This window comes from Corallococcus macrosporus DSM 14697 (assembly GCF_002305895.1).
Lineage (GTDB): Bacteria > Myxococcota > Myxococcia > Myxococcales > Myxococcaceae > Myxococcus > Myxococcus macrosporus.
Genome location: NZ_CP022203.1, coordinates 8,188,006 through 8,209,303 on the forward strand (window position 1 = coordinate 8,188,006; position 21,298 = coordinate 8,209,303).

Here is a 21,298-nt window from a genome sequence, read left to right on the forward strand (position 1 = left end):
GTGCTGTTGCGAATCGAAACGCTCTCAACGGATGAGCTGCGAGGCGCCAGGCTCGCGGACGTCGTGGCGATGCTGGTCGCTCGGAATCCCGACGCCTTCAATGCGCGGCTCGCAGGTACCGACGCAGAAGGCTTGGCGGCGCTGCGGCGTGGCTTTGAAGCCGCCTTCGGATGGGCGCCTCCCGCCGAGTTCGATGACTGGCTCGCCATCGAGGCAGCCTTGGGCATCGACGCGGGCGAAGAGGACTACTGGGGCGCTGGCGACCGCTCCCTCCTTCTGGACTTCTTCAACCCAGAGTCCCACCAAGCCACTGAAGCGCTCGCGTCTGGCGCCTTCCTCGCCCAGAACGCGGAGGGACTCCTCGCGGGACTCTTTCCATTGAGCGAGGATGCGTCGGGGGACCGCGCACTCGCCAGCCTCCTGCCGGACTCCTTGGGACTGCTCCGAGTACACAGCTTTCGCCATGAACGCGGGGACCTCGGCGAAGCGCAGTGCCTCAAGTCGTTCGTCGTCAACCAATGGAGTTCCGAAGACGCCTCTGAAGCAGGCTCGCCCCCCGGTGATGTCGGACTCGTCCGCTACGAATATCTGATGGAACTCACCGCCATGCTCGACATGGCGATGGCTACGGAGCGCCAAGCACAACCGTCCCTCGAACTTCCGGACAGTGCGCAGCTCTACCTTCGATCACGCTGGCTCATGCGGATGGTGTGGGGGCAGCCGTCAGAGCTTCTATCGGAGCTTCTTGCGCAAGCACCTGGACTCTCCGAATGGGATGCGGAGCGCACCTTGTGGCGTAGGCATCCCGTACTGACGAACTACTGGATGGTGGCCCACTCCTTCCTTGGGAACGACTCAGCGTGCGCAGAGACCGTCGCCGTGGGACTCCAAGCATCTGGGCTCCTGACCCGGCGCCTTGCAGAGCACATCCGGCAGTTGCTCGCCGCTCCTGAGGATACCCACCTCGGAAGATTGGAACCCGCGACGTTCAAGGAGCTTCGGCGCATCACACGTGCCTCGGCCCGGAGTGACCAACTTTCCGTTTGAGCCCACAGTCCGAAGCGCATTCACCAGGATGCCCCTCGGCGACATCAGCGCGGCGGAGTACGAGGCGCCGACCGAGGCTTGAACTCGCATCAGAACAGGGACGCAGAGGACCCGCATTTCGAATTAATCCGACTAGCAACGTCCCGCTGAATCTCCGCCGTTGAACGACCTTCAGAAGACCTGGGACGTCGTAGCGGGAAGCCGCACGTTGCGGGAATTGCGGTTGTGGACGATATCCCTCATTCTAGAGGGGCTTTGAAATCGCCCGTGTCCCGCATCGCGCGTACCGCGCTCACTGTCCTGGCGGTGTGCCTCGCGGCCTCGACCGCCTGGGGCCAGAAGCTGCCCGATGTCGTCATCCAAGGCCCTCCTATCGCTGATCCCCTCACCGGTGATGGGCAGGGCCTGTGCGTGGCGTCCAATGTATGGACGCGCCCCTTGAATGAATTCCCGCAGTCACGCGGGACATACATCGACATCATCAACGGGTACCTTGAGGAACCGGCCAACAGGCAGAGCCGTGTCACCACGGTGCTTCAGACTCCGTTCGACCTTTCGAACAACCTTAACGACGGTCGCACACTGAGCTACGGCGACTTCGTCAACCAGGTCGTGGAACCGGGCTGCTCCGCAGGTGGCTGCACCTTCAACGTCATCCAAAATAACAACGGACGCACCACCGCCTTCACGTCCCGGTTCCGAGGATACATCAACATTACCGCGGACTTGGTGGGGCGGCCCATTCACTTTGGCCTCTATGCGGATGACGGAGTCAGCTTCGTCATCTACGACCGCAGCCAAGCATATCAGGTCATCAACCGACCTCCGCTGATTGGCTTCGCGACATGGCGTACAACGAACAACGTCACATTCCCCCAGCCGGGCCTCTACGCAGTGGAAATCCTCTACGCCCAAATCGGAGAGCATGCCGCGCTGGAGCTGTCTATGCGGACAAGCCCCTTCGACGACTTCGAACGCCCAGCGAACGAGCCTGAAGTCGTCAATCTTTTCGACGAGGGCTTCCAACTCCTCCGCCCCGCACAGTTCTTCCAGACGGAGAACGGCCTCCTCTCAGTCCCAGACCAGCCCGACCGCTGCGAGCAGTGCAACCGCGGCAACGCGAACGCTCCCGGTAATGGAGGCTGTGCTCCTTCCTTCCGCTGCAACGCGGCGGCGCTCTGCGCCCCCTGCAACTCCTCGTTCTTCTGCGGCGACTCCTGCTCCCCGTGCGGCGAGTCCACGCCTCACTGCGCGAACCTCAACGGCCGCACCCAGTGCGTTCAGTGTGTCGAAGATGGCCAGTGCCCCAATGGCCGCTGCGACCTCGAGACCAACACGTGCACCGGTTGCAACGAGGACACCGACTGCCCCACCGGCGCTTGCGACCTCGAGACGAACACCTGCGTCGAGTGCAACGACGACAGCCAGTGCAGCAACGGCGAGGTCTGCGCCACCGACCTCCACGAGTGCCGCGAGTGCACGCAGGACTCCCACTGCCCACAGGGCGAGTCCTGCTCCAACAACACGTGCTCGCCGTGCGGCACCAACGATTCGTGCGCGGGCAACTCCTGCAACTGCTGTCCCAACGGCACGCAGTGCGCGGCGCTGACGCCCGGCGCCCAGCCAACGTGCGTGGAGTGCACCACCAGCAGCCAGTGCGCCGAAGGCCAGCAGTGCGACACCACCAACGGCCGCTGCGTGGACAGCGTGCCCTCCTGCAACACGGCCGACAGCTGCGGCCCCGGCTGCGTGAAGTGCCCCGGCGAGCGCCCCTACTGCCTCGACGGCGAGGTCTGCGTCCAGTGCCGCAACGACCTGGAATGTGGTGACGGCGAGTTCTGCCTCAGCGGCGAGTGCGCCTCGTGCACCACGGACAAGCACTGCGGCCCTCGCTGTGGCGCCTGCGGCGGCGACACCCCATTCTGCCTCTCCAACGGCACCGTGCAGGGCAGCACCTGTGTCGGCTGTGTCGACGACTCAGACTGCGGCAGCGGCGTGTGCGACCCCACCACGCGCACCTGTGAGAACAGCGGCGCCTGCGCGGTGACGTGCGAGCCGGGCACCGTCTGCAACGGCACCGCCTGCGTCGAATGCTTCGCCGATGCCCACTGCCCCTGCGGTGGCACCTGCGACGTCGCGACGAACTCCTGCACCACGTCCTGCACCGACAGCGGAGACTGCCTGGGCGTGGAGCACTGCTCCGCGAAAACACTGGAGTGCGAGCGCGGACGCCGCAAGCCGGGCACGGAGCCCCAGGGCGGCGCCTTCTGCTGCGGCACCACCGCCGAAGCCACGCCCGCCGGAAGCGCTGGCTTCCTGGCCCTCCTCACCGTGGGCTTCGTGCTCCTCCGCACCCGGCGCACCGCCCGATGAAGCCCTCGCACCTGTTCCTCCTCGTGGCGCTGGGGTTGTCCACCGCCGCCACCGCGCAGCCGGATGCGCGCTTCAACGTGCAGCTCTTCCGCCCGTCCGGCGCGCCCCAGGATCTGGTGGTGGTGCAGCAGTCGCGTCCGCTGTCGCACCTGTCCGTCTCCGTCGGCCCGTACTTCAGCTACTCGCTCAACCCCCTGTCGCTGATTCCCGAGGGGGGCGACCTGAGCAAGATCAGCCTGGTCGGCAACCGCCTCCAGTTGGACGTCATGGCCACCGTCGGCCTCTTCGACTGGGCCGAAGTCGGCGTGGACATGCCGCTCATCCTCGCCCAGGGCGGCGACAACCTGGAGGTCATCGGCACCGAGGGGAGCGTGGAGAGCTTCGTCTTCGGCGACCTCCGGCTCACCGGCAAGGTGGCCATCCCCGGCCTGCGCCGTCCCGCCGAGGGCAAGGGCTGGGGCGGCGCGGTGACGCTCAACGTGAGCTTCCCCACCGGCGCCCAGGAGGCCTTCGCCGGGGACGGCGAGCTGACCTGGGCCCCGGGCCTGGTGCTGGACTACCGCTTCGAGAACGGCATCCTCCTGGCGCTCAATGGCGGCTTCTGGAAGCGCCCGGACCGCGTCTTCAGCGGCGTGTCCGTGGGCGACATGGCGCCCTTCGGCGTGGGCGCGGAGGTCCCCATCCTGCGTGGCAGCGGACTCACCGCCGTGGGCATGGTGCATGGCGCGGTGGGCCTGACGAAGCAGCCCGATGAGCCCCGGCAGATTCCCGCGGAGGCGCTCTTCGGCCTGCGCTGGTACAGCTCCACCGGCCTCAACTTCACGTTCGGCGGTGGCATGGGCTGCGGCTGCTCCATCGCCTCGCCCACGCTGAGCTTCTTCACGTCCATCCTGTGGATTCCAGCGAAGACACGCGAGTGGGAGGCCCTGGAGCGCTTCAAGGAGCCGCCCCAGCCGCTGCCGCCCCCGCCGCCGCCCGTCGACCCGGATGGCGACGGCGTCATCGGCGAATCCGACGCGTGCCCCGACGTGCCCGGCCCCGTGGCCAACATGGGCTGCCCGGACACCGACAAGGACGGTGACGGCGTCGTCGACCGGCTCGACCGCTGCCCGGACCAGCCCGCGGGCAGCCGCGGCAAGGATGGATGCCCGCTCGCCCGCCGCGACGGCAACCGGATTGTCATCCTGGAGCAGCTCAACTTCGCCACCGACCAGGACATCATCCTCTCCGAGTCCTTCCCCATCCTGGAGGAGGTCGCCCGGGTGATGAACGAGAACCCGGAAATCGACCGGATGCACGTGGAGGGTCACACCGACTCGCGCGCGACCGATGCGTACAACCTGGACCTGTCGCGCCGCCGCGCCTCCAGCGTCATGCGCTTCCTGGTGGAGAGTGGCGTGGCCGCCGAGCGCCTGTGCTCGCAGGGCTTTGGCCGCTCGCGGCCGGTGGCGGACAACGCAACGGAAGAGGGCATGGCGCTCAACCGCCGCGTCGACTTCACCATCCAGCCGCCCAGCGACGGCCCCCGCCCACCCTGCCCCGAGGACGCGGGCGCGAAGAAGCGCAAGCGCCCCATCAAGAAGGCGCCCAAGGCGAAGTCGAAGGCCCCCGCCTCGGCGCCCAAGCCGTAGGCCGAGCGCACCAGCACCGACGCCGCGAAGCGACGCAGGCTCCGCGGCGGCGCACCCAACCCGCGGCACGCTCACAGGCACCGTCGCCACGAGCCGCGCCGGGCACCTCGGCAGCGCGTCATCCTCGCGGCAAAGCACGCGCGGACCGCCGCCGCGCCTCAACGCGAACATCCCCTACGGAACGACGAACTCCGCCGCTGACCGACGCCGCCCGGCGACCACGGACACCACGGCGCGCCCGGACCCCACCGCCGTCACCCGGCCTTCGGGCGACACGGACACCACGGCCGGGTCCGACGTGAAGAACTCCAGCGGCACCGTGTCCAGCACCACGCCGCTGCGATTGAACGCTCGCGCCTGGAGCTGCACGGACTGCCCCTTGCGCTGGAAGGCGTGGTGGGTGAGGTTGAGGCCCAGCCGCGCGAAGTCCGCTGGCACCACCTGCACCGCGATGTACCGGCTGAGGTGCCCCAACGTCGCGCTCAGGACCGTCTTGCCCGGGCGCACCGCCACCAACTGCCCGTCCTCCACGCGCGCCACCGTCTCATCGGACGTGCGGAACGTGGGCGTGGCGTCCTGCAACGAGGAACCCTGCTCGTTCCTCGCCACCACGCGCAGCTTGATGACCCGCCCCACCTCCAGGAAGTCCGAGCCCGGGGCACGAACGTCCAACGAGTTGAGGATGGTCAGCTCCAGCGGCAACGCCGCGCGGACCTTGCCCCCCGTCGCGCCGATGGTCGTCTTCCCCGACTTGCGCACCGTCAGGATGCCTTCCTGGACCTGCGCCACGTCCGGCGCGGAGCTCGTCCACCGCAGCTTCGCGTTGGACATGGGCTTGCCCTCCGCGTCGAAGACCTCGTACGCCAGCTTCACGGTCTGCCCTGGCGTGCGGAGGTACTTCGTCTCCAGCGGCTCCAGCTTCATGGTGGTGGGCGTGGGCCCGCAGGCGCTCGAGAGCCCGATGGCGGCGACAAGGAGGAGGCAAAAAGGAATACGCGGCGTCTTCACGGCGTCACGACGGCGGAGATGGGTGGGGGTTCCGTGCATTGTAGCCCCACCCCACTGTCGCGGTGGGAAAAGGGCCCCAGGACGTTCAGGGCCGCACGCCTGCCCCCTCCCGCCTCACGCCCTGGCCTGCCACTGCAAGGCGGGGATGCGGCCCTGGGGCCGAGGCCCGGGCGCCAGCGACAGGGGCGGTACGTAGAGCCCCAACGCTTCACGCCGCCACCAACTGCCCGTGCGGCGCCGCTCGGCCAGGTCCGTCATCCGGTAGTCGTACAGCACCGCGCGCACCATCCGGGGCGGCCGCTCCGGGAAGGGGTTGTCCGCCAGCAGGCCCAGCACGTCCGGCGAGCCCTCCAGCAGCCGCGCCAGGAACGCGACGAACCAGCCCGGAGGCGACCCCAGCGCGGCGAACCACATCTGCCAGTCCAGCCGGGGTTGGTGGGGGGCCACCTGCCGCGGGGGCCGTGCCGGGTCCCCGACCTTGTAGCGGAAGGCGTATTCCTTCCAATGCTCGCCGTCGTCGGAGCCCTCCACCCGGATTTCCGGCCGCTGCACCGTCATCACGCTGAAGAGGCCATAGGGGTTCACCGAACGCAGGGGCCGCGCGCGGGACTCCAGCCACGTCATCATCGAGCCGACGCGCTCGGGCTGATGCCGCTGCCACCCGCTGAAGCGACGAAGCACCTCGGACGCGCCCAGCACCAGCAGCGGCGAGGCCACCAGCGCGGACACCCCGGTGCGCCACCAGGGCCGAGGCCGGGCCGCAGGGCCCTCCTTCAGCGGCAGCGCCCGCCGCAGCGCCGCGTCGTCCAGGAGCCACAGCCCCAACACGCAGGACTGCACGTTGAAGATTCCATAGTTGCCCGTGGCGAAGATGGCGGCCTGCAAGCCGCTCAGGCTCCAGAAGGCGAACTGCCGCAAGCGGCGGGGTCCAAAGGCCAGGAACGGAACGACGGTCTCCAGCCACAGCACCCCCGCGGTCGAGGCCCGCTGGAGCCGCCGGGGCAGGTGATGCGCGTACCAGCCCCCCCGCGTGGGCAGCGGCGCCGTCTCGTAGTAGTGCTCGCAGGCGGACAGCTCGCGCCAGGTGGTGTCCCCCGACTGGAGCTTGCTGAGCCCCGAGCCGAAGTAGAGCCGGAACACGAGCAGCCGGAAGAGGAACACATCCAACGCGGAGGGCTCGTCACGGCCCAGCCCGGGCCGGAGCCCGCCAGGGGCGGTGAGCACCGCCAGGAGCCCCAGCTCCAGCAGCAGCACGTCCCACTGGAACGACAGGAACTCACGCCCCACGGCCACGTAGGACAGGTACAGCGCCCACAGCAGCGACACGCTGGGCCGGGGCGCCACGTTGAAGAGCAGCGCCAGGGACAGCACCTGCCCCGCGCGGCACCCGCGCACCAGCGCCGCGTCCGACGCGTCCAGCCAGAACAGGGAGGGGATGCGCCGCCACCGCGCCAGGGCCGAGGGCTCCTCGCGGCGCTCCGCGGCCAGGCGCTCCGCCACGGGCCGGAGGCCTTGCGTCCCATACAGCCCCCGCACCTGACGCCCCAGCGAGGTGAAGGCGATGAGGAACGTGCCGCCCAGCAGCCGCAGGAAACCCCAGCGCACCCACCGGTACTCATGGGGCACCACGGCGCGCCCGAAGAGCCAGCGGTCCACCCCCGCCGCCCGTCCTCGGTGCCGGGCCACCACCGCGTAGACCCCCTGGGCCAGGTGCAGCACGCCGGGCAACAAGCCCAGCCGCGCCGCCACCCGCGTCCCCCGGCGAGGTGACGCGGCGAGCGCGCGGAACAGCGCCTCCGCGCCGCGCGACACGCGGCCAGAGGGCTCCACCAACTGCATGGCCTTGCGCATGTCCACCTTGGGGATGCCCAGCAGCCAGCGGCGCCAGCCCCTGCCCGGCCGGTAGCTGACGCGCCCCTGCGTCCGCCACTGCCAGCGCGCGGCCCAGCGCCGGCAGAACGCACAATCCCCGTCATAGAGGACCAGGGGCCGGGCCAGCACACCGCGGGTGATTCGCGCCATCGCCATCATGAGGAAAGGGTGTGCTGTGTCCGCGGCACCGTCCCACGTCCTCGGGCGCCCGCCATGGAAGCAGCAGGGCATCCGAGCCATGGGCCCCCCTCCCGCCCACGTGACACCTCATGGGGGTGCCTAGCTTTGTCCGCATGAGCGAGCCCAAGGGGAAGGCGAAGCGGACAAGCGAGGTGGTACCCGGCATCCACCATTGGACCCTCTCCGATGACCGCATCGGCGGCGCGCGCAGTGACGCCTACGCCGTGGTGGACGTGGACGGCGCCGTCGTCCTCATCGACCCGCTGCCCATCGACGAGGCGGCGCTGCGCGCGCTGGGGAACGTCTCCGCCATCATCCTGACCGCGGGCAATCACCAGCGCTCCGCGTGGCGGCTGCGCAAGGCCTTCAAGGTGCCCGTCTGGGCCCCCGAAGGCGCCCTGACGCTGGAGGAGCAGCCCGACTTCTTCTACGTGTCGGGGGACACGCTGCCCGCCGGGCTCATCTCCTTCCACACGCCCGGGCCCACCGAGGCCATGTACACGCTGTGGATGCAGCAACACCCGCGCGGCGTGGCGTTCCTCTCCGACCTGCTCACGCACGAGCCCGGCGAGACGCCGGAGTTCGTCCCCAGCGAGTACCAGGATGAACCGCTGCGCACCCGGCACAGCGTCCAGCGCATCCTGGACCACCTCCCGGTGGAGACGCTGTGCTTCTCCCATGGGGAGCCCATCGTCCGCGACGGCGCCAGCGCGTTGCGCCGCGCGCTGGAGGAGGACATGGAGTCTCCCGCCGCGCCCGCGCCGTGAGCCCAAGGCCGCTGCGTCAGCGCGGGAGGAGGCCCTGGCGCCGCCCGCCGTACCAGCGCCCTGAACCCGCGTCAGCCGAGCGGCCCTTCGCGCACCAGCACCTGGCCCGCCTCCAGGCCGGGGGGCACCAGGTGCAGCACCTCCCCCGCCTCCGCGCGGTCGAGCAACTCGCTCAGCGCGGGGAGGTCCGTGACGGACACGCGAAGCGAGGGCGCCCATGACAGACGGCGCGCCATCGCGTCGCCCAGCCGCGCCGGGTCCGTCAGCTCCGATTCGTAGACGAACGAGCGCTCCCCATACTCATGGCCCCCGGGCACCCGCCCCACGAGGCGCAGCGGGCCCAGCCTGGAGTGAACGCGGACACTGGGGTTGTCCCACTGGGCCACGCCCCGCAGCCGCCGCGCGCGCAGCATCCGCAACGTGAGCAGCTTCACCCACGGCGACGCCCCCGTCCCCGGCAGCACGCTCAACAGGGACACGCCGATGAACAGCCCCGGCGTCACCGAAGGCGCCGCGTAGTAGGCCGCGCCGATGGCGGGGGCCTCGTCGGCCAGGCCCAGGCGCTCACGCACGGGAGCGGCCAGCATCCGCGCCGGACAACGCAGCAGCCCGATGGCGCCGGGCAACAGATACAGGTCCGACAGCACCCAGCGCGGCACGCCGATGCCAGCAAAGGCGAGCTGGTTCAGCGTCAGGTACTGCATCGCCAGGTCCGCGTTCCGCTCGGCGGGCAGGAACGTCATGGGCACCCCCAGCGGCGCCAGGTCCAACGCGCCCGCGTGCTCGCCCGAGCCCAACGCCACCATCGACGCGCCGGGATGCGCCGCGAGGAAGGCCTCCGCCTGCCGAGACAGCGAGCCCGCGTCACCCATCGGCATCGATGTCCCTGGCGACCGCCGCCAACCGGAACGCCTCTGGAATCGACAACGTCGCCGCGTCCACCTCCGCGCGCGACACGAGACAGCGTGATGAACCACCGCCCTTCTCACACAGCTCGCGCATGGTGAGCGGCACCACGCGCAGGCCCAGCGCCTCCAGCCGCTCCCGCACCTGGGAGGGCACCACCGAGGGCGCCAGCACGTCGCGTCCCACCGGCAGCCCGTTCGTGGCGTAGCCGCGAATCTCCTCCTCCGTCACGAGGAGCAGCCGGTGCTCGCCGAAGCGCTCGCGCAGGAGCGTGTAGGACTCCGGGGCCATCACGTCCGGGCACACCATCAGCCGGTCCACCGCGGGCAGCGGGAGCACCGCCATGTTGCCGTGGAAGGCGGGCTCGCGGACCTGCACGCGCAGCACCTCGCCCGGGAAGTAGGGCGCCGCGGCCTCCAGGCCGTCCCGCGTCGTGCGGCCGCCCCAGAACAGCAGCGTGACGCCGTCGAAGGTGGCCACGTCGCCATGGGCCTCCCAGATGCCCACGCCCGGGTCCACCACCTCCAGGCCCAGGGCGCGGGCCAGGGGCGCCCAGTGCTCGCGCTCCGTCTGCCGGTGCGCGCTCATCATCCGGGGCAGCAGGAACAGCGGCGCGGCGCCCGGGCGGGGCACCACCTGCCCACACTCGGCGGCGTAGGGCATCCCCGTCAGGAGCTCGGAGGGAGACGGCAGCGCCACCACCGTGCCCCCGCGCGCTTCGATGCCCCGCGCCAGCGCCAGCCATTCCCGGCGGGCCTGGAGCGCGTCCACCTGGGGTGCCTCGCGGCTGCGGAAGTTGCTCCGGCCGCGCAGGGCCCACGTGCGTCCCGGCGGCGACATGAGGAAGAGGTCCATGGTGAGACTGCTTCTACTCCTCCCAGCACACCGGCTGCCATCCAGCCCGTGCGGCAGGCCCGGAACGCCTCCAGGCGCCGGACCTGTCCGGTAGGGCACGGGAGCCCCCGCGCGAGCCAGCCGCCGGAAACTGCACGTTGGCACACCCTCCGCGCATCTTCTTCGTAGTCACCCGGACGAAGCCGGGACAGGCTCCCCCCACGTGGACGAGACGAGCCTGCCCGAACCCGATGCCCTGCGTTCCCTGCTGAAGACGGCCCTGGAGCTGCCCGCGCTCCGGCCCCATGCCGCGCGCCTGGAGCGGCTGGTGGACGACTACGCGCGAGGCGTGGCGCGCAAGGACGCGCCGCTGAGCGTGGCGCTGGTGGGGGCCACCGGCGCGGGCAAGTCCACCCTCCTCAACGCGCTGGCGGGGCAGGCCCTGTCGCGCGAAGGCGTCAACCGGCCCACCAGCACGGCTGCCACGGTGTTCGCGCCGGAGGGCACGCCCACGGACGCGCTGGCGGGCTCCGGCGCGCGGGTCATCACCTATGCGCCCGGTCCCCAGGGCCTGTGGGGCGGACAGGTCTTCATCGACACGCCGGACCTCAACAGCGTGGCCACCACCCACCGCGAGGTGGCCCGCGCGGCGCTGGAGCGCGCGGACGTGGCGCTCGTCGTCATGCACCGGGGCAGCGTGGCGGAGGCGTCCCAGGTGGAGTTCCTGACGGAGTTCGCCCGCCGGCGCGCGCTCGTCTTCATCCTCAACTTCGCGGACGAGCTGTCCCCGGAGTCGCGCGACACGCTCAAGGCCCAGGTGCGCCGCGTGGCCTCCGAGCAGTACGGCCTGGCCCAGGAGGACGTGCCCGTCTTCGCCATCAGCGCCCTGGCGGCGAAGGACGGCCGCGACGTGTCCGGTGAGTTCGGCGCCCTGCTCTTCCACCTGCGCGGGCTGGCCACGCAGGCGGTGGCGGCGCGCGTGCGCAAGACGAACGCGCTGGGCGCGCTCGAAGAAGTCCACACGCGCGTGGAGGCCGCGCTGAAGGAGACGGACGCGCTGCGGTCGCGCACGCGCGCCGCGCTGGACTCGGGGTTGGAGAAGGCGGCGGAGGGCCTGCGCGCGGACTTCGACGGGCGGCTGCGGCTGGCGCATGGCCACCTGGCGGCGGAGGTGCGGCGTCAGGCGGGAGGCCGCTTCTGGGGGCCCGCGGCCTGGGGCCTGCGGCTGTCACTGTGGGGCGCCAGCGGACTGGGCGCGGCGGCGCTGGTGGGGCGCAGCAGCCTGCCCGCGGGGCTGGCGGTGGCGGCGGCCTCCACGGTGGTGGACGTGGTGCGCGGACACACGCGCGCGCGGGCCGCGGAGTCCGCGGTGGTGGAGCCCTTCGAGGACGACTTCAGCGCCCAGGCCGCGGCGCGCACCGCGCTGGCGGAGGTGCGCAGCGTGGCGCGCTCGAGCGGCCTGGAGCCCGCGCTGCTCGGCGTCCCGGACGTGGACACGCTCCTGGAAGACGTGCGGATGGCGAGAGCGGGCGCCTGGCGCTACACCGCCACCACCGGCGTGGCGGAGGCGGTGGCCGGCTGGTGGCGCACCGCGCGCTGGCTGGTGCTGCCGCTCATCAACCTGCCGCTGCTGGCCCTGCTGGGCCACGTGGGCTACCGCGTGGTGCGCGCCTACGTGGAAGGCCCCCTGCTGCCGTTGGACTACTTCGTCAACGCGGGGGCCCTCTTCATGCTGCTCGCCGGAGCGGGCGCGCTGCTGGCTTCAGCGAGTCTCGCTGGGGCCGCTCGCCGTGCGGGCACCGCCGGCCGGGCGCGCTTCGTTGAGGCCCTGGCCACCCTGGGCGGGCGGCTGGGAGAGGCCGTCGAGGATGCTCTGCGCCCCGGGCGGGAGGCCGCGCAGCGCCTGCTGGCGCTCCGGTGACATGGACACCACCGGCTGGCCCGGGGTGTGGGCGCCGCCGTTGCTGGCCATGAGCGCCTGCGTGCCGTTGTCCTTGCACAGGGGCGCGGCCACGCGCGTGTCGCGCACCGGGTCCCCGTAGCCGGCGATGCGCGCCGGCACGGACGGGTTGTTCCAACCCTTGCCGCCTTCACGCGCCACCTTGAAGTGCAGGTGCGCGCCACAGGCCCAGCCCGTGGAGCCGGAGAAGCCGATGAGCTGGCCCTCCTTCACCACGTCACCCGGCTTCACCACCACCGCGCTGAAGTGGAGGTACTGCGTCTCCAGTCCGTCCGCGTGGGAGATGACGACGTAGTTGGCATAGGGCGCGAACTTCTCGTCGCAGCCACCCTTGGTGCTGTCACCACGCGCCAGGCGCACCGTGCCGTCGCGCGCGGCGACGATGGGCGTGCCATCCGGCATGCGGAAATCCCACGCATGCGTGTCGTTGTGTTGGTGACTTCCCGTGTCATGTCCCTGGCTCACCGTGTGGATGCGACCACAGGCGAAGGGGACGCCTACTTCAGGCGTTTCGCCCACATTCGTGGGAGCAGAGGAAGGAACCGCGGGGGCCGAAGCCAGGAGAGAACCAAGGAGGAGGGCTGAGAGGTTCATATCGGGGCGGGGCGGAAACGAGGGCAAGTGGCGCGGGTATTTCCCTGCGGATTTTCACCGCGCCTGTCTGCTGCACGACGTGGAGGGCTTCGGCACGCCCACCCTCCCGAGGAGATTCATACCCGAGTCCCAGGCGAACGCCGCGCACACGCCAGTCAGCCCCATGGCCGCCCGGCCGCTGGGGAAGCAGGCCTGGAGCGGACTTCGAGGCGCCACTTCCCTTTTGGCGGCCTCATGTACGTGCACGGGTGATGACGCACGCCACTGTGGGGTTCACTCGCCCCCGGCCCAACAAAGTGACTGGTCACTCACTAAGTTCGGCATTACCCTGCCGTTGAATGGCCTCGAAGAACACTCCCTCGGACGGGCCGAGCCGCCCTGTCCGCCGCACGCAGCAGGAGCGCCGTGAGACGACGCGCCGCAAGCTCCTGGACGCCACCATCGAGACGTTGGTGGAGCAGGGCTACGCCCGCCTGACGACGGTGGAGGTGTCGAAGCGCGCGGGCCTGTCCCAGGGTGCGCTCTTCACCCACTTCGATACGAAGGAGGAGCTGCTCGCCGCGGCGGTGGAGCACCTCTTCCCACGCCTCATCCAGGACTACCTGGCGGGCGTGGGGGCCCGGCCCTCGGGCAGGGACCGCATCGCGGCGGCGGTGGACATGTTGTGGGCCGCCTTCCAGCGCCCGGAGCTGCAGGCCGCCATCGAGCTGTACGTGGCGGCGCGCACGGACGCGGAGCTGCGCGTGGCGCTGGCGGCGGTGGACGGGCCGCACCGGGAGAACCTGCACCGCGTGGCGCGCGAGCTGTTCCCCGAGGCCTCCGAGCACCCGGACTTCGACTCCATCGTGGAGCTGGCACTGGACGCGGTGCAGGGCGCCGCGGTGGGAGGCAGCGCGCGGCCGAACGACCCGGCGCACCGGCGCATGCTGGATGCGCTCACGAACTTCATGCGCAACGCCTTCCTTCCCGCCTTGGCGCGGCCTCGCCGCCGCGCCCGCTCCTGAGCTTCGCCGACACGGAGGGTCCCACCATGGACGCACCCCACATCCCCGACCTCATCACCCTCGCGATTCCCGTGTTCGCCCTCACGGTGGTCGCCGAGGCGCTCTGGGTGAAGAAGCTGCGGGACGAGGGCCGTCCCGTGGCGGGCCACACCCTGAAGGACACGGCGGCCAGCCTCTCCATGGGGCTGGGCAACGTGGCCATCAACGTCCTGTGGAAGGGCGTGGCCTTCGCTGGCTACCTGGCGCTCTACCAGCTCACGCCGCTGCGCATGGGCTTCGGCGTGCTGGCGTGGGTGCTGCTCTTCCTCGCGGACGACCTCTGCTACTACGCCTTCCACCGCGTCCACCATGAGAGCCGCTTCTTCTGGGCGTCCCACGTGGTGCACCACTCCAGCCAGCACTACAACCTGTCCACGGCGCTGCGGCAGACGTGGACGCCGCCCACCAGCTTCGTCTTCTGGGCACCGCTGGCGCTGCTCGGGTTCCACCCGGTGATGATTGTCGCGCAGCAGTCCGTCAGCCTGCTCTACCAGTACTGGATTCACACCGAGGCCATTGGCCGGCTGCCGCGCCCGCTGGAGTGGGTGCTCAACACGCCGTCGCACCACCGCGTGCACCACGCGTCCAACCCGCGCTACCTGGACAAGAACTACGCGGGCATCCTCATCATCTGGGACCGGCTCTTCGGCACCTTCGAGCCGGAGGGCGAGAAGCCCGTGTACGGCCTGACGAAGAACCTGGAGACGTACAACCCCGTGCGCATCGCCTTCCACGAGTTCGCGGCCATCGCGCGTGACGCGGCGAAGCCCGGCTCGCTGAAGCAGCGCCTGAGCTACGTCTTCCGCAACCCGGCCTGGAAGCCCGAGCCCTCCAAGGTGCCTCAGCCGTCCGGAGCGCAACCGCCGCCCGAGGCGGCCCGCCCCTCCGTGTGAGGTGTTGAGCACCCGGCCGCTCGCGGCCGCGTGGACGCGCATCGACACCGTCGTCCGGCTTCCCACCCGCACACGGAGGCGCTAAGCCACCCGGCACGTTTCGCGACGCGAGCACTGCCAGGAGGAGCCATGACCGAGCGAGAACTGTGGGAGCGGTACCAGCGTTATCTGTGCGTCGTCCCGGCCTTGGACTTCACGCTCGATGTCTCGCGCATGCGCTTCCCGGCGGACTACCTGGAGCGGATGCGGCCCCGCGTGGTGGAGGCCTTCGACGCGATGGAGGCCCTGGAGCAGGGCGCCATCTCCAACCCGGACGAGCAGCGCAAGGTGGGCCACTACTGGCTGCGCGCGCCGGAGCGGGCCCCCGAGCCCGCGCTCCAGAAGGAAGTCACCGACACGGTGGCCGCCATCCACGCCTTCGCGAAGGACGTGCATGAGGGCAAGGTGAAGCCGCAGAAGGCGCAGCGCTTCACGCACGTGCTGATCGTGGGCATTGGCGGCTCGGCGCTGGGGCCGCAGCTCGTGGCGGACGCGCTGGGCACGGCCAAGGACCCGATGCAGGTGTCCTTCTTCGACAACACGGACCCGGACGGCTTCGACCGCGTGCTGGCGCAGCTCGGCGGCCGGCTGGCGGAGACGCTCACGCTGGTCATCAGCAAGTCGGGCGGCACCAAGGAGACGCGAAACGGCATGCTGGAGGCCGAGCGCGGCTACTCGGCCCAGGGCCTGGACTTCAGCAAGCACGCCGTGGCCGTCACCGGCGCGGGCAGCGAGCTGGACAGCCACGCGAAGAAGCAGGGCTGGCTGCGCACCTTCCCCATGTGGGACTGGGTTGGCGGCCGCACGTCGGTGACGTCGGCGGTGGGCCTGCTGCCCGCGCGGCTCCAGGGGCTGGACATCGACGCGCTGCTGAAGGGCGCGCGCGACATGGACGCGGCGACGCGGGAGCGGGACGCGCTGAAGAACCCGGCCGCGCTGCTGGCGCTCATGTGGCACTACGCCGGTGACGGCCGGGGCCACAAGGACATGGTCATCCTGCCGTACAAGGACCGGCTCCTGCTGATGTCGCGCTACCTCCAGCAGCTCGTCATGGAGTCGCTGGGCAAGGAGACGGACCTGGACGGCCAGGTGGTGAACCAGGGCATCGCCGTCTACGGCAACAAGGGCTCCACGGACCAGCACGCCTACGTGCAGCAACTCCGCGAGGGCGTGCTCAACTTCTTCGTCACCTTCATCGAGGTGCTGAAGGACCGCGAGGGCGGCTCGCAAGAGGTGGAGCCCGGCGTCACCAGCGGCGACTACCTGCTGGGCTTCCTGCTGGGCACGCGGCGCGCGCTCTACGAGAAGGACCGCGAGTCGCTCACCCTCACCGTGCCGGACGTGAGCGCGCGCACGCTGGGCGCGCTGATTGCCCTCTACGAGCGCGCCGTGGGCTTCTACGCCACGCTGGTGCACATCAACGCGTACCACCAGCCAGGCGTGGAGGCGGGCAAGAAGGCCGCGGGTGTGGTGCTGGCGCTCCAGGGCAAGTTGACGGCGCGCCTGCGCGAGGCCCGCGCGGAGGCTCGCACCGCCGAGCAGCTCGCGGCCGACATCGGCATGCCGGACGAGGTGGAGACGGTGTTCAAGGTGCTCCAGCACCTGGCCGCCAACCCGGACCGCGGCGTCGAGCGCACCCCGGGCGCCACGCCGACGCAGGCGCGCTTCCGGGCGAAGTAGACGTGTCCACGGAGGCCGCGGCCGAAGCCCTCGGCCGTGGCACCGGGCACTGGAGGTCTCCGAGGCGGCGCCTTCGAGGGACTGTGGCACGTCGCCGTCAGGCCCTCGCGCCCAGGACTCAACGCCCGCGCTCCATGAGTCCCCCGCACCAGGAACAGGCGCTGTAGAACCTCCCCCATGGACCTGGAGCTCAGAGGAAAGACGGCCCTCGTCACCGGCAGCAGCCGGGGCATCGGCAAGGCCATCGCGGCGGTGCTGACTCGCGAGGGCGTGCGGGTGTGCCTCAGCGCTCGCGGCGCGGAGGCCCTGGAGGCCACCGCGTCCGAGCTTCGCGCCGAGGGCGCGGACGTCACCACGGTGGTGACGGACGTGGCCACCCAGGCCGGCGCCGTGGAGGCGGTGGACGCGGCGGTGCGCGCGTTCGGGCGGCTGGACCTCCTGGTCAACAACGTGGGCGGCAGCGGCGGCGCGGGCGCCTTCCACTCCGCCACCGCCGAGCAATGGACGGCCGTGCTGGACCGCAACCTCCTGTCCGCCGTGTGGTGCAGCCAGCGCGCCGTGGAGGCCATGCGCCAGCAGGGCGGCGGCTGCATCATCCACATCAACTCCATCTACGGCCGCGAGTACGCCACCAGCGCGCCCTACACCACCGCCAAGGCCGGCATCACCGCGCTCACCAAGGAGATGGCGGTGGACCTGGCGCAGTACCGCATCCGCGTCAACGGCGTGGCCCCCGGCTCCATCCTCTTCCCCGGGGGGAGCTGGGACAAACGCCAGAAGGCGGACCCGGACAAGGTGGCGAAGCTGGTGCGCGACGAGCTGCCCTGGGGCCGGTTCGGCGCCCCGGAGGAGGTCGCGGACGTGGTGGCCTTCCTCTGCTCGGAGCGCGCACGCTGGGTGACAGGCGCCACCCTCCCCGTGGACGGGGGCCAGGGCCGTGCCTTCTGAGCCGGTTGGCCCCGCGGGTCCGTGCTATGCAGGGGCCCTCCGCATGAGACTCGACCCGTGCTGAAGCTCTACAAGAAGGAAGGCGACCGGCTCCGCTACTGGGAGGCCTGGGTGCATGACGGCGCACTCACCGTGCACCAGGGCCTGGTCGGCGAAACCGGCGAGGACCAGCAGCTCCCCCTCCCCCCGGATGAAGACCCGGACATGGTCATCGCCGAGGCCGCCGGCCCGCTGGTGGACCAGGGCTATGACGAGCCCGAGCCCTCCGCGATGACGACGTTCATCGTCCAGTACACCATCGAGGGCAAGGGCACCGGCCACGACGTGGAGAAGCGCGTCGCCGTGGAGGAGCTGCTCACGGACGCGCTCGGGTGGACGGGCAACGGCGAGGTCGAAGGCGGCGAGCTGCAGGAGCAGCAGCTCCGCGTCTACTGCCGGGTGATGGACGCCGACGCGGCCGTGCGCACCGCCGTGGAGGCGCTGGACGCCGAGGACCTGCTCGAAGGCGCCACCCTGCTCGTCGGCAAGGACGACGAAGAGCCGCGGGCCGTCTGGCCCACGCAGCCCTGAGACACGCGGCTGGCGCGCCCTCCGCGGTGAAGGCGGGATTCTACGACGGGTGTAGAGAATTCCGCCTTCCGCGCGTGGACAGGACGCCTGCCACGACGCAAAGTGCCGACAAGTTGAAAATGATTAGCAAATTCATATCCATCTCCCGCTGATTCCCGGTGCGTGTCGAGCGCCAGGAAGCCCAGGAGACGGGTCTTGTCTTGCTGATGTCCGTCACGTCGCGGCTCCCGCGGCGCGGCGGAGCCTTGTCCGTTCAAACCCGCGGGCGTCCCTGGCGCTGGCGGGAGGGGGGAGTTCCGAAGCCCAGCCATCCACATTGAGGAGAAGGACCTTGCGCGCCGTTCATCGTGAAGACGTTTCCCCCCGCACCACTCGTGGCCCTCGGCTGTCCGTGAGCTGGAAGTGGATGGGTCCGGCCCTGCTGCTGACCATGACGCCCGCCTGGGCGCAGGACGCGGCCACGCCGCCGCCTCCGCCGGATTCGGCGGCCGCCGAGCACCAGGCCGAGCTGGAGTCCAACGTCTTCCAGATGGCCCCGGTGGTGGTGACGGCGACGCGCACCGAGCAGGACGTCACCTCCGCCCCCGCCTCCGTCACCGTGGTGACGCAGGAGGACCTGAAGCGGGCTCCCGTGGGTGACTTGACGGACGCCATCCGCCTGGCGCCCGGCATCAGCCTGACGGCCGGCAGCCAGGGCCGCCGCGGCATCAGCATCCGCGGCATGGATTCGAGCTACACGCTCATCCTCGTCGACGGCAAGCGCGTGAACTCGCTGGAGGCGGTGTTCCGCCACAACGACTTCGACATCGGCCTCATCCCCACGGAGGGCATCGAGCGCATCGAGGTCGTCCGCGGCGCCATGTCCTCGCTCTACGGCTCCGAGGCGCTGGGCGGAGTCATCAACATCATCACCAAGCCGATTGCCCCCAAGTGGACGGGCGGCATCGACGTGAAGGCGCAGACGCCCACCGTGGGCGCCAACGGCGAGGAGCTCCGCTCCAGCGTCTTCCTCAGCGGTCCGCTCATCCAGGACACGCTGTCCATGAAGATGACCGGCGGCTTCAACCACCGCCAGGCGTGGAACGGCGCGCGCGACCCGGGCTCGCCCGTGCTCAACGCGGACGGTGCGCCAGTGACGCGGGAAGACGGCAGCGTCGTCAACTACGGCGACCTGGCCACGCTGGAAGGCCGCAACGACCACAACGGCCGGCTGTCGCTGAACTGGACGCCCACCGCGCAGCAGACCATCACCGCCGAGTACGGCCGCGCGTACCAGAACCGCATCGGCGAGTACTACATTGGCGGCTCCTACGGTGACGCGGACGCGGTGGTCCACCGCAACGACGCGGTGCTGGGCCACAAGGGCAAGTGGGACTGGGGCAACTCCGAGGTCCGAGGCTACTGGGAAGGATTGGAGAGCGGCGTCGACGGCCTCACCCAGGACAACATCGTGGCGGAGGCGAACGCCACCGCGTACCTGGGCATCAACACGCTGACGGTGGGCGGCGAGGCGCGGTGGATTGACCTCAAGTCGGACGAGTTCACCAGCGGCGCCGCCAGCGTGCACCAGCAGGCCCTCTACGCGCAGGACGAGCTGGCGCTGATGGACAAGCTGACGCTGCTGCTGGGCGCGCGCTTGGACAACCACGAGAACTTCGGCCTCCACCTCACGCCGCGCGCGTACGTCGTCTACTCGCCCATCAACCCGCTCACGCTGAAGGCGGGTGTGGGCACGGGCTTCAAGGCGCCCACGCTGCGTCAGATGAGCACCGAGTCCCTGGTGACGAGCTGCCGTGGCCGCTGCGGCATCATCGGCAACCCGGACCTGGCCCCGGAGAAGAGCACCAACTTCGAGGTGTCCGCCAACTGGACCCAGTCCTCGTGGTCGCTGACGGCGACGGTGTTCCAGAACAACATCCGCAACCTCATCGACACGCCGCGTGGCACGGGCGTGGAGCCGGTGGGCACCGACCCGGAGACGGGCCTGCCCCTGTACGTGCCCCGCAACGTCAACCGCGCGCGGCTGCGCGGCGTCGAGGCGACGGCGAGCAAGGCCTTCGGCAACGTGGTGCGCCTGAGCGCGAACTACACCTTCCTGGAGAGCCGGGACCTGGAGAACGACGTGCAGCTCGCCTACCGGCCCAAGCACACCCTCAACGGCCAGATTGACGTGACGCCGGTGGACAAGCTGAAGGCCTTCGTGCGCGGCCAGTACATTGGCCCGCAGCTCAGCGGCACGGAAGAGGTGGAGGCGTATGCCCTCTTCGACGCGGGCGCCAGCTACGACATCAGCAAGAACTTTGGCGTGAACGCGGGCGTGCTCAACATCGCCAACACCCGCACCGAGGACGAGGAAGGATACGTGTTCCAGGAGCGCGGCCGCACCCTCTACGCCGGTGTGAACGCGCGCTTCTAAGGCGTCGCTTCATCCGAGCAACATTCGAGGCCGTGCGTGTCCCTCTTCACGAAGGGCTCGCACGGCCTCTTCGCGTTTTAGAGGCCCCGAGCCTGCATGGGGCGTGAGCACGAGTTCCAGGTGCCCCAAAGCCCCCTCAGGTCTCGAAATAGGGCTGAAGAAGGGTGCCGTCCGGAAGCCGTTCGAGGCAAACCCGCTCAGAGGACCCTATGAGTGGGCCGCAGCCGAAGCCCTGCCGGCAGTCCGCATCGGTGGTGCAAACACGCTCACAAGAGCGAAGCACTCTTTCGCCAAGATTGGCCTCCATGCACTGCAGAGGCGCTTCGCAGGTACCGAAGAGCCCACACTCGTAATGGAGCCCGTATTCGCGCGAGTAGTACGGCCCCCCGCCTTGGCGTTGACAAGCCGCGCTCATGAGCGCGGCGAAGACCCCAACAGCAACAAACCAGCGCTTCATGCCCAGTACCTCATTCCAAGGGGGCCGCCGATGTTCAGCCCCAACCCAGCGCTCGGCCTGCGGACTCGACCATCACTCGC

Annotated in this window: 15 protein-coding genes and 1 pseudogene; 11 read left to right on the forward strand and 5 right to left on the reverse strand. The window is 70.2% G+C overall.

The window, feature by feature from the left end; translation table 11 throughout:
- The first annotated feature begins 6 nt into the window (after positions 1–6).
- From MYMAC_RS33250 to traB, 3 genes are all read left to right on the forward strand, one after another.
- Positions 7–1,047 carry a hypothetical protein gene (locus MYMAC_RS33250; protein WP_095960975.1) on the forward strand — a complete coding sequence of 347 codons (1,041 nt, stop codon included), beginning with the start codon at positions 7–9 and terminating at the stop codon, positions 1,045–1,047.
- A 267-nt stretch (positions 1,048–1,314) separates the two neighbouring features.
- Positions 1,315–3,420, forward strand: a complete 2,106-nt coding sequence (traA, locus tag MYMAC_RS33255; RefSeq protein WP_239989173.1) for an outer membrane exchange protein TraA — start codon at positions 1,315–1,317, stop codon at positions 3,418–3,420.
- A complete protein-coding gene (gene traB, locus MYMAC_RS33260) occupies positions 3,417–5,051 on the forward strand; it encodes an outer membrane exchange protein TraB (protein ID WP_095960977.1) in 1,635 nt (544 codons plus the stop codon). Before traA ends, traB begins: the two co-directional genes overlap by 4 nt.
- Before the next feature lie 174 nt (positions 5,052–5,225).
- Here the strand turns inward: traB and MYMAC_RS33265 are convergent, their stop codons facing one another.
- Together MYMAC_RS33265 and MYMAC_RS33270 are read right to left on the reverse strand one after the other, a co-directional pair.
- Positions 5,226–5,975: an Ig-like domain-containing protein gene (locus MYMAC_RS33265; RefSeq protein ID WP_013937467.1), complete on the reverse strand. Its 750-nt coding sequence runs from the start codon at positions 5,973–5,975 to the stop codon at positions 5,226–5,228.
- Between the two features lie 198 nt (positions 5,976–6,173).
- On the reverse strand, positions 6,174–8,081 hold the full coding sequence (locus MYMAC_RS33270; protein ID WP_095960978.1) for a lipase maturation factor family protein: 1,908 nt from the start codon (positions 8,079–8,081) through the stop codon (positions 6,174–6,176).
- Between the two features lie 143 nt (positions 8,082–8,224).
- On the opposite strand from MYMAC_RS33270, the gene MYMAC_RS33275 reads away from it, so the two are divergent.
- Positions 8,225–8,878 (forward strand): MBL fold metallo-hydrolase, encoded by a 654-nt coding sequence (locus MYMAC_RS33275; RefSeq protein WP_204817161.1) that lies wholly within the window; start codon positions 8,225–8,227, stop codon positions 8,876–8,878.
- A 71-nt stretch (positions 8,879–8,949) separates the two neighbouring features.
- On the opposite strand, the gene MYMAC_RS33280 is transcribed toward MYMAC_RS33275, so the two are convergent.
- Both MYMAC_RS33280 and MYMAC_RS33285 read right to left on the reverse strand, forming a co-directional pair.
- Positions 8,950–9,756 (reverse strand): hypothetical protein, encoded by an 807-nt coding sequence (locus tag MYMAC_RS33280; protein WP_095960979.1) that lies wholly within the window; start codon positions 9,754–9,756, stop codon positions 8,950–8,952.
- Positions 9,743–10,639, reverse strand: coding sequence for a dimethylarginine dimethylaminohydrolase family protein (locus MYMAC_RS33285; protein ID WP_095960980.1), 897 nt, complete (start codon positions 10,637–10,639; stop codon positions 9,743–9,745). Before MYMAC_RS33285 ends, MYMAC_RS33280 begins: the two co-directional genes overlap by 14 nt.
- A gap of 202 nt (positions 10,640–10,841) precedes the next feature.
- Between MYMAC_RS33285 and MYMAC_RS33290 the strand changes: the two genes are divergently transcribed.
- Positions 10,842–12,539 carry a GTPase gene (locus MYMAC_RS33290; protein WP_095960981.1) on the forward strand — a complete coding sequence of 566 codons (1,698 nt, stop codon included), beginning with the start codon at positions 10,842–10,844 and terminating at the stop codon, positions 12,537–12,539.
- Positions 12,540–12,764: 225 nt separating this feature from the next.
- Here MYMAC_RS33290 and MYMAC_RS38475 read toward each other — a convergent pair.
- A pseudogene (locus MYMAC_RS38475) lies at positions 12,765–13,172 on the reverse strand (M23 family metallopeptidase); the annotation flags it as partial.
- A gap of 338 nt (positions 13,173–13,510) precedes the next feature.
- Between MYMAC_RS38475 and MYMAC_RS33300 the strand changes: the two are divergent.
- From MYMAC_RS33300 to MYMAC_RS33325, 6 genes are all read left to right on the forward strand, one after another.
- Complete coding sequence (locus MYMAC_RS33300) at positions 13,511–14,176, forward strand: TetR/AcrR family transcriptional regulator (protein WP_095960982.1); 666 nt, start codon at positions 13,511–13,513, stop codon at positions 14,174–14,176.
- 26 nt (positions 14,177–14,202) lie between these two features.
- A complete protein-coding gene (locus MYMAC_RS33305; RefSeq protein WP_095960983.1) occupies positions 14,203–15,108 on the forward strand; it encodes a sterol desaturase family protein in 906 nt (301 codons plus the stop codon).
- A gap of 129 nt (positions 15,109–15,237) precedes the next feature.
- On the forward strand, positions 15,238–16,827 hold the full coding sequence (locus MYMAC_RS33310; RefSeq protein WP_095960984.1) for a glucose-6-phosphate isomerase: 1,590 nt from the start codon (positions 15,238–15,240) through the stop codon (positions 16,825–16,827).
- 177 nt (positions 16,828–17,004) lie between these two features.
- The gene (locus tag MYMAC_RS33315) at positions 17,005–17,775 is read left to right on the forward strand and encodes an SDR family NAD(P)-dependent oxidoreductase (protein ID WP_095960985.1); all 771 of its coding nucleotides are present in this window, start codon (positions 17,005–17,007) and stop codon (positions 17,773–17,775) included.
- Between the two features lie 57 nt (positions 17,776–17,832).
- Positions 17,833–18,345 carry a hypothetical protein gene (locus MYMAC_RS33320; protein WP_204817165.1) on the forward strand — a complete coding sequence of 171 codons (513 nt, stop codon included), beginning with the start codon at positions 17,833–17,835 and terminating at the stop codon, positions 18,343–18,345.
- 406 nt (positions 18,346–18,751) lie between these two features.
- Positions 18,752–20,761 carry a TonB-dependent receptor domain-containing protein gene (locus tag MYMAC_RS33325; protein WP_204817180.1) on the forward strand — a complete coding sequence of 670 codons (2,010 nt, stop codon included), beginning with the start codon at positions 18,752–18,754 and terminating at the stop codon, positions 20,759–20,761.
- Positions 20,762–21,298 lie beyond the last annotated feature (537 nt).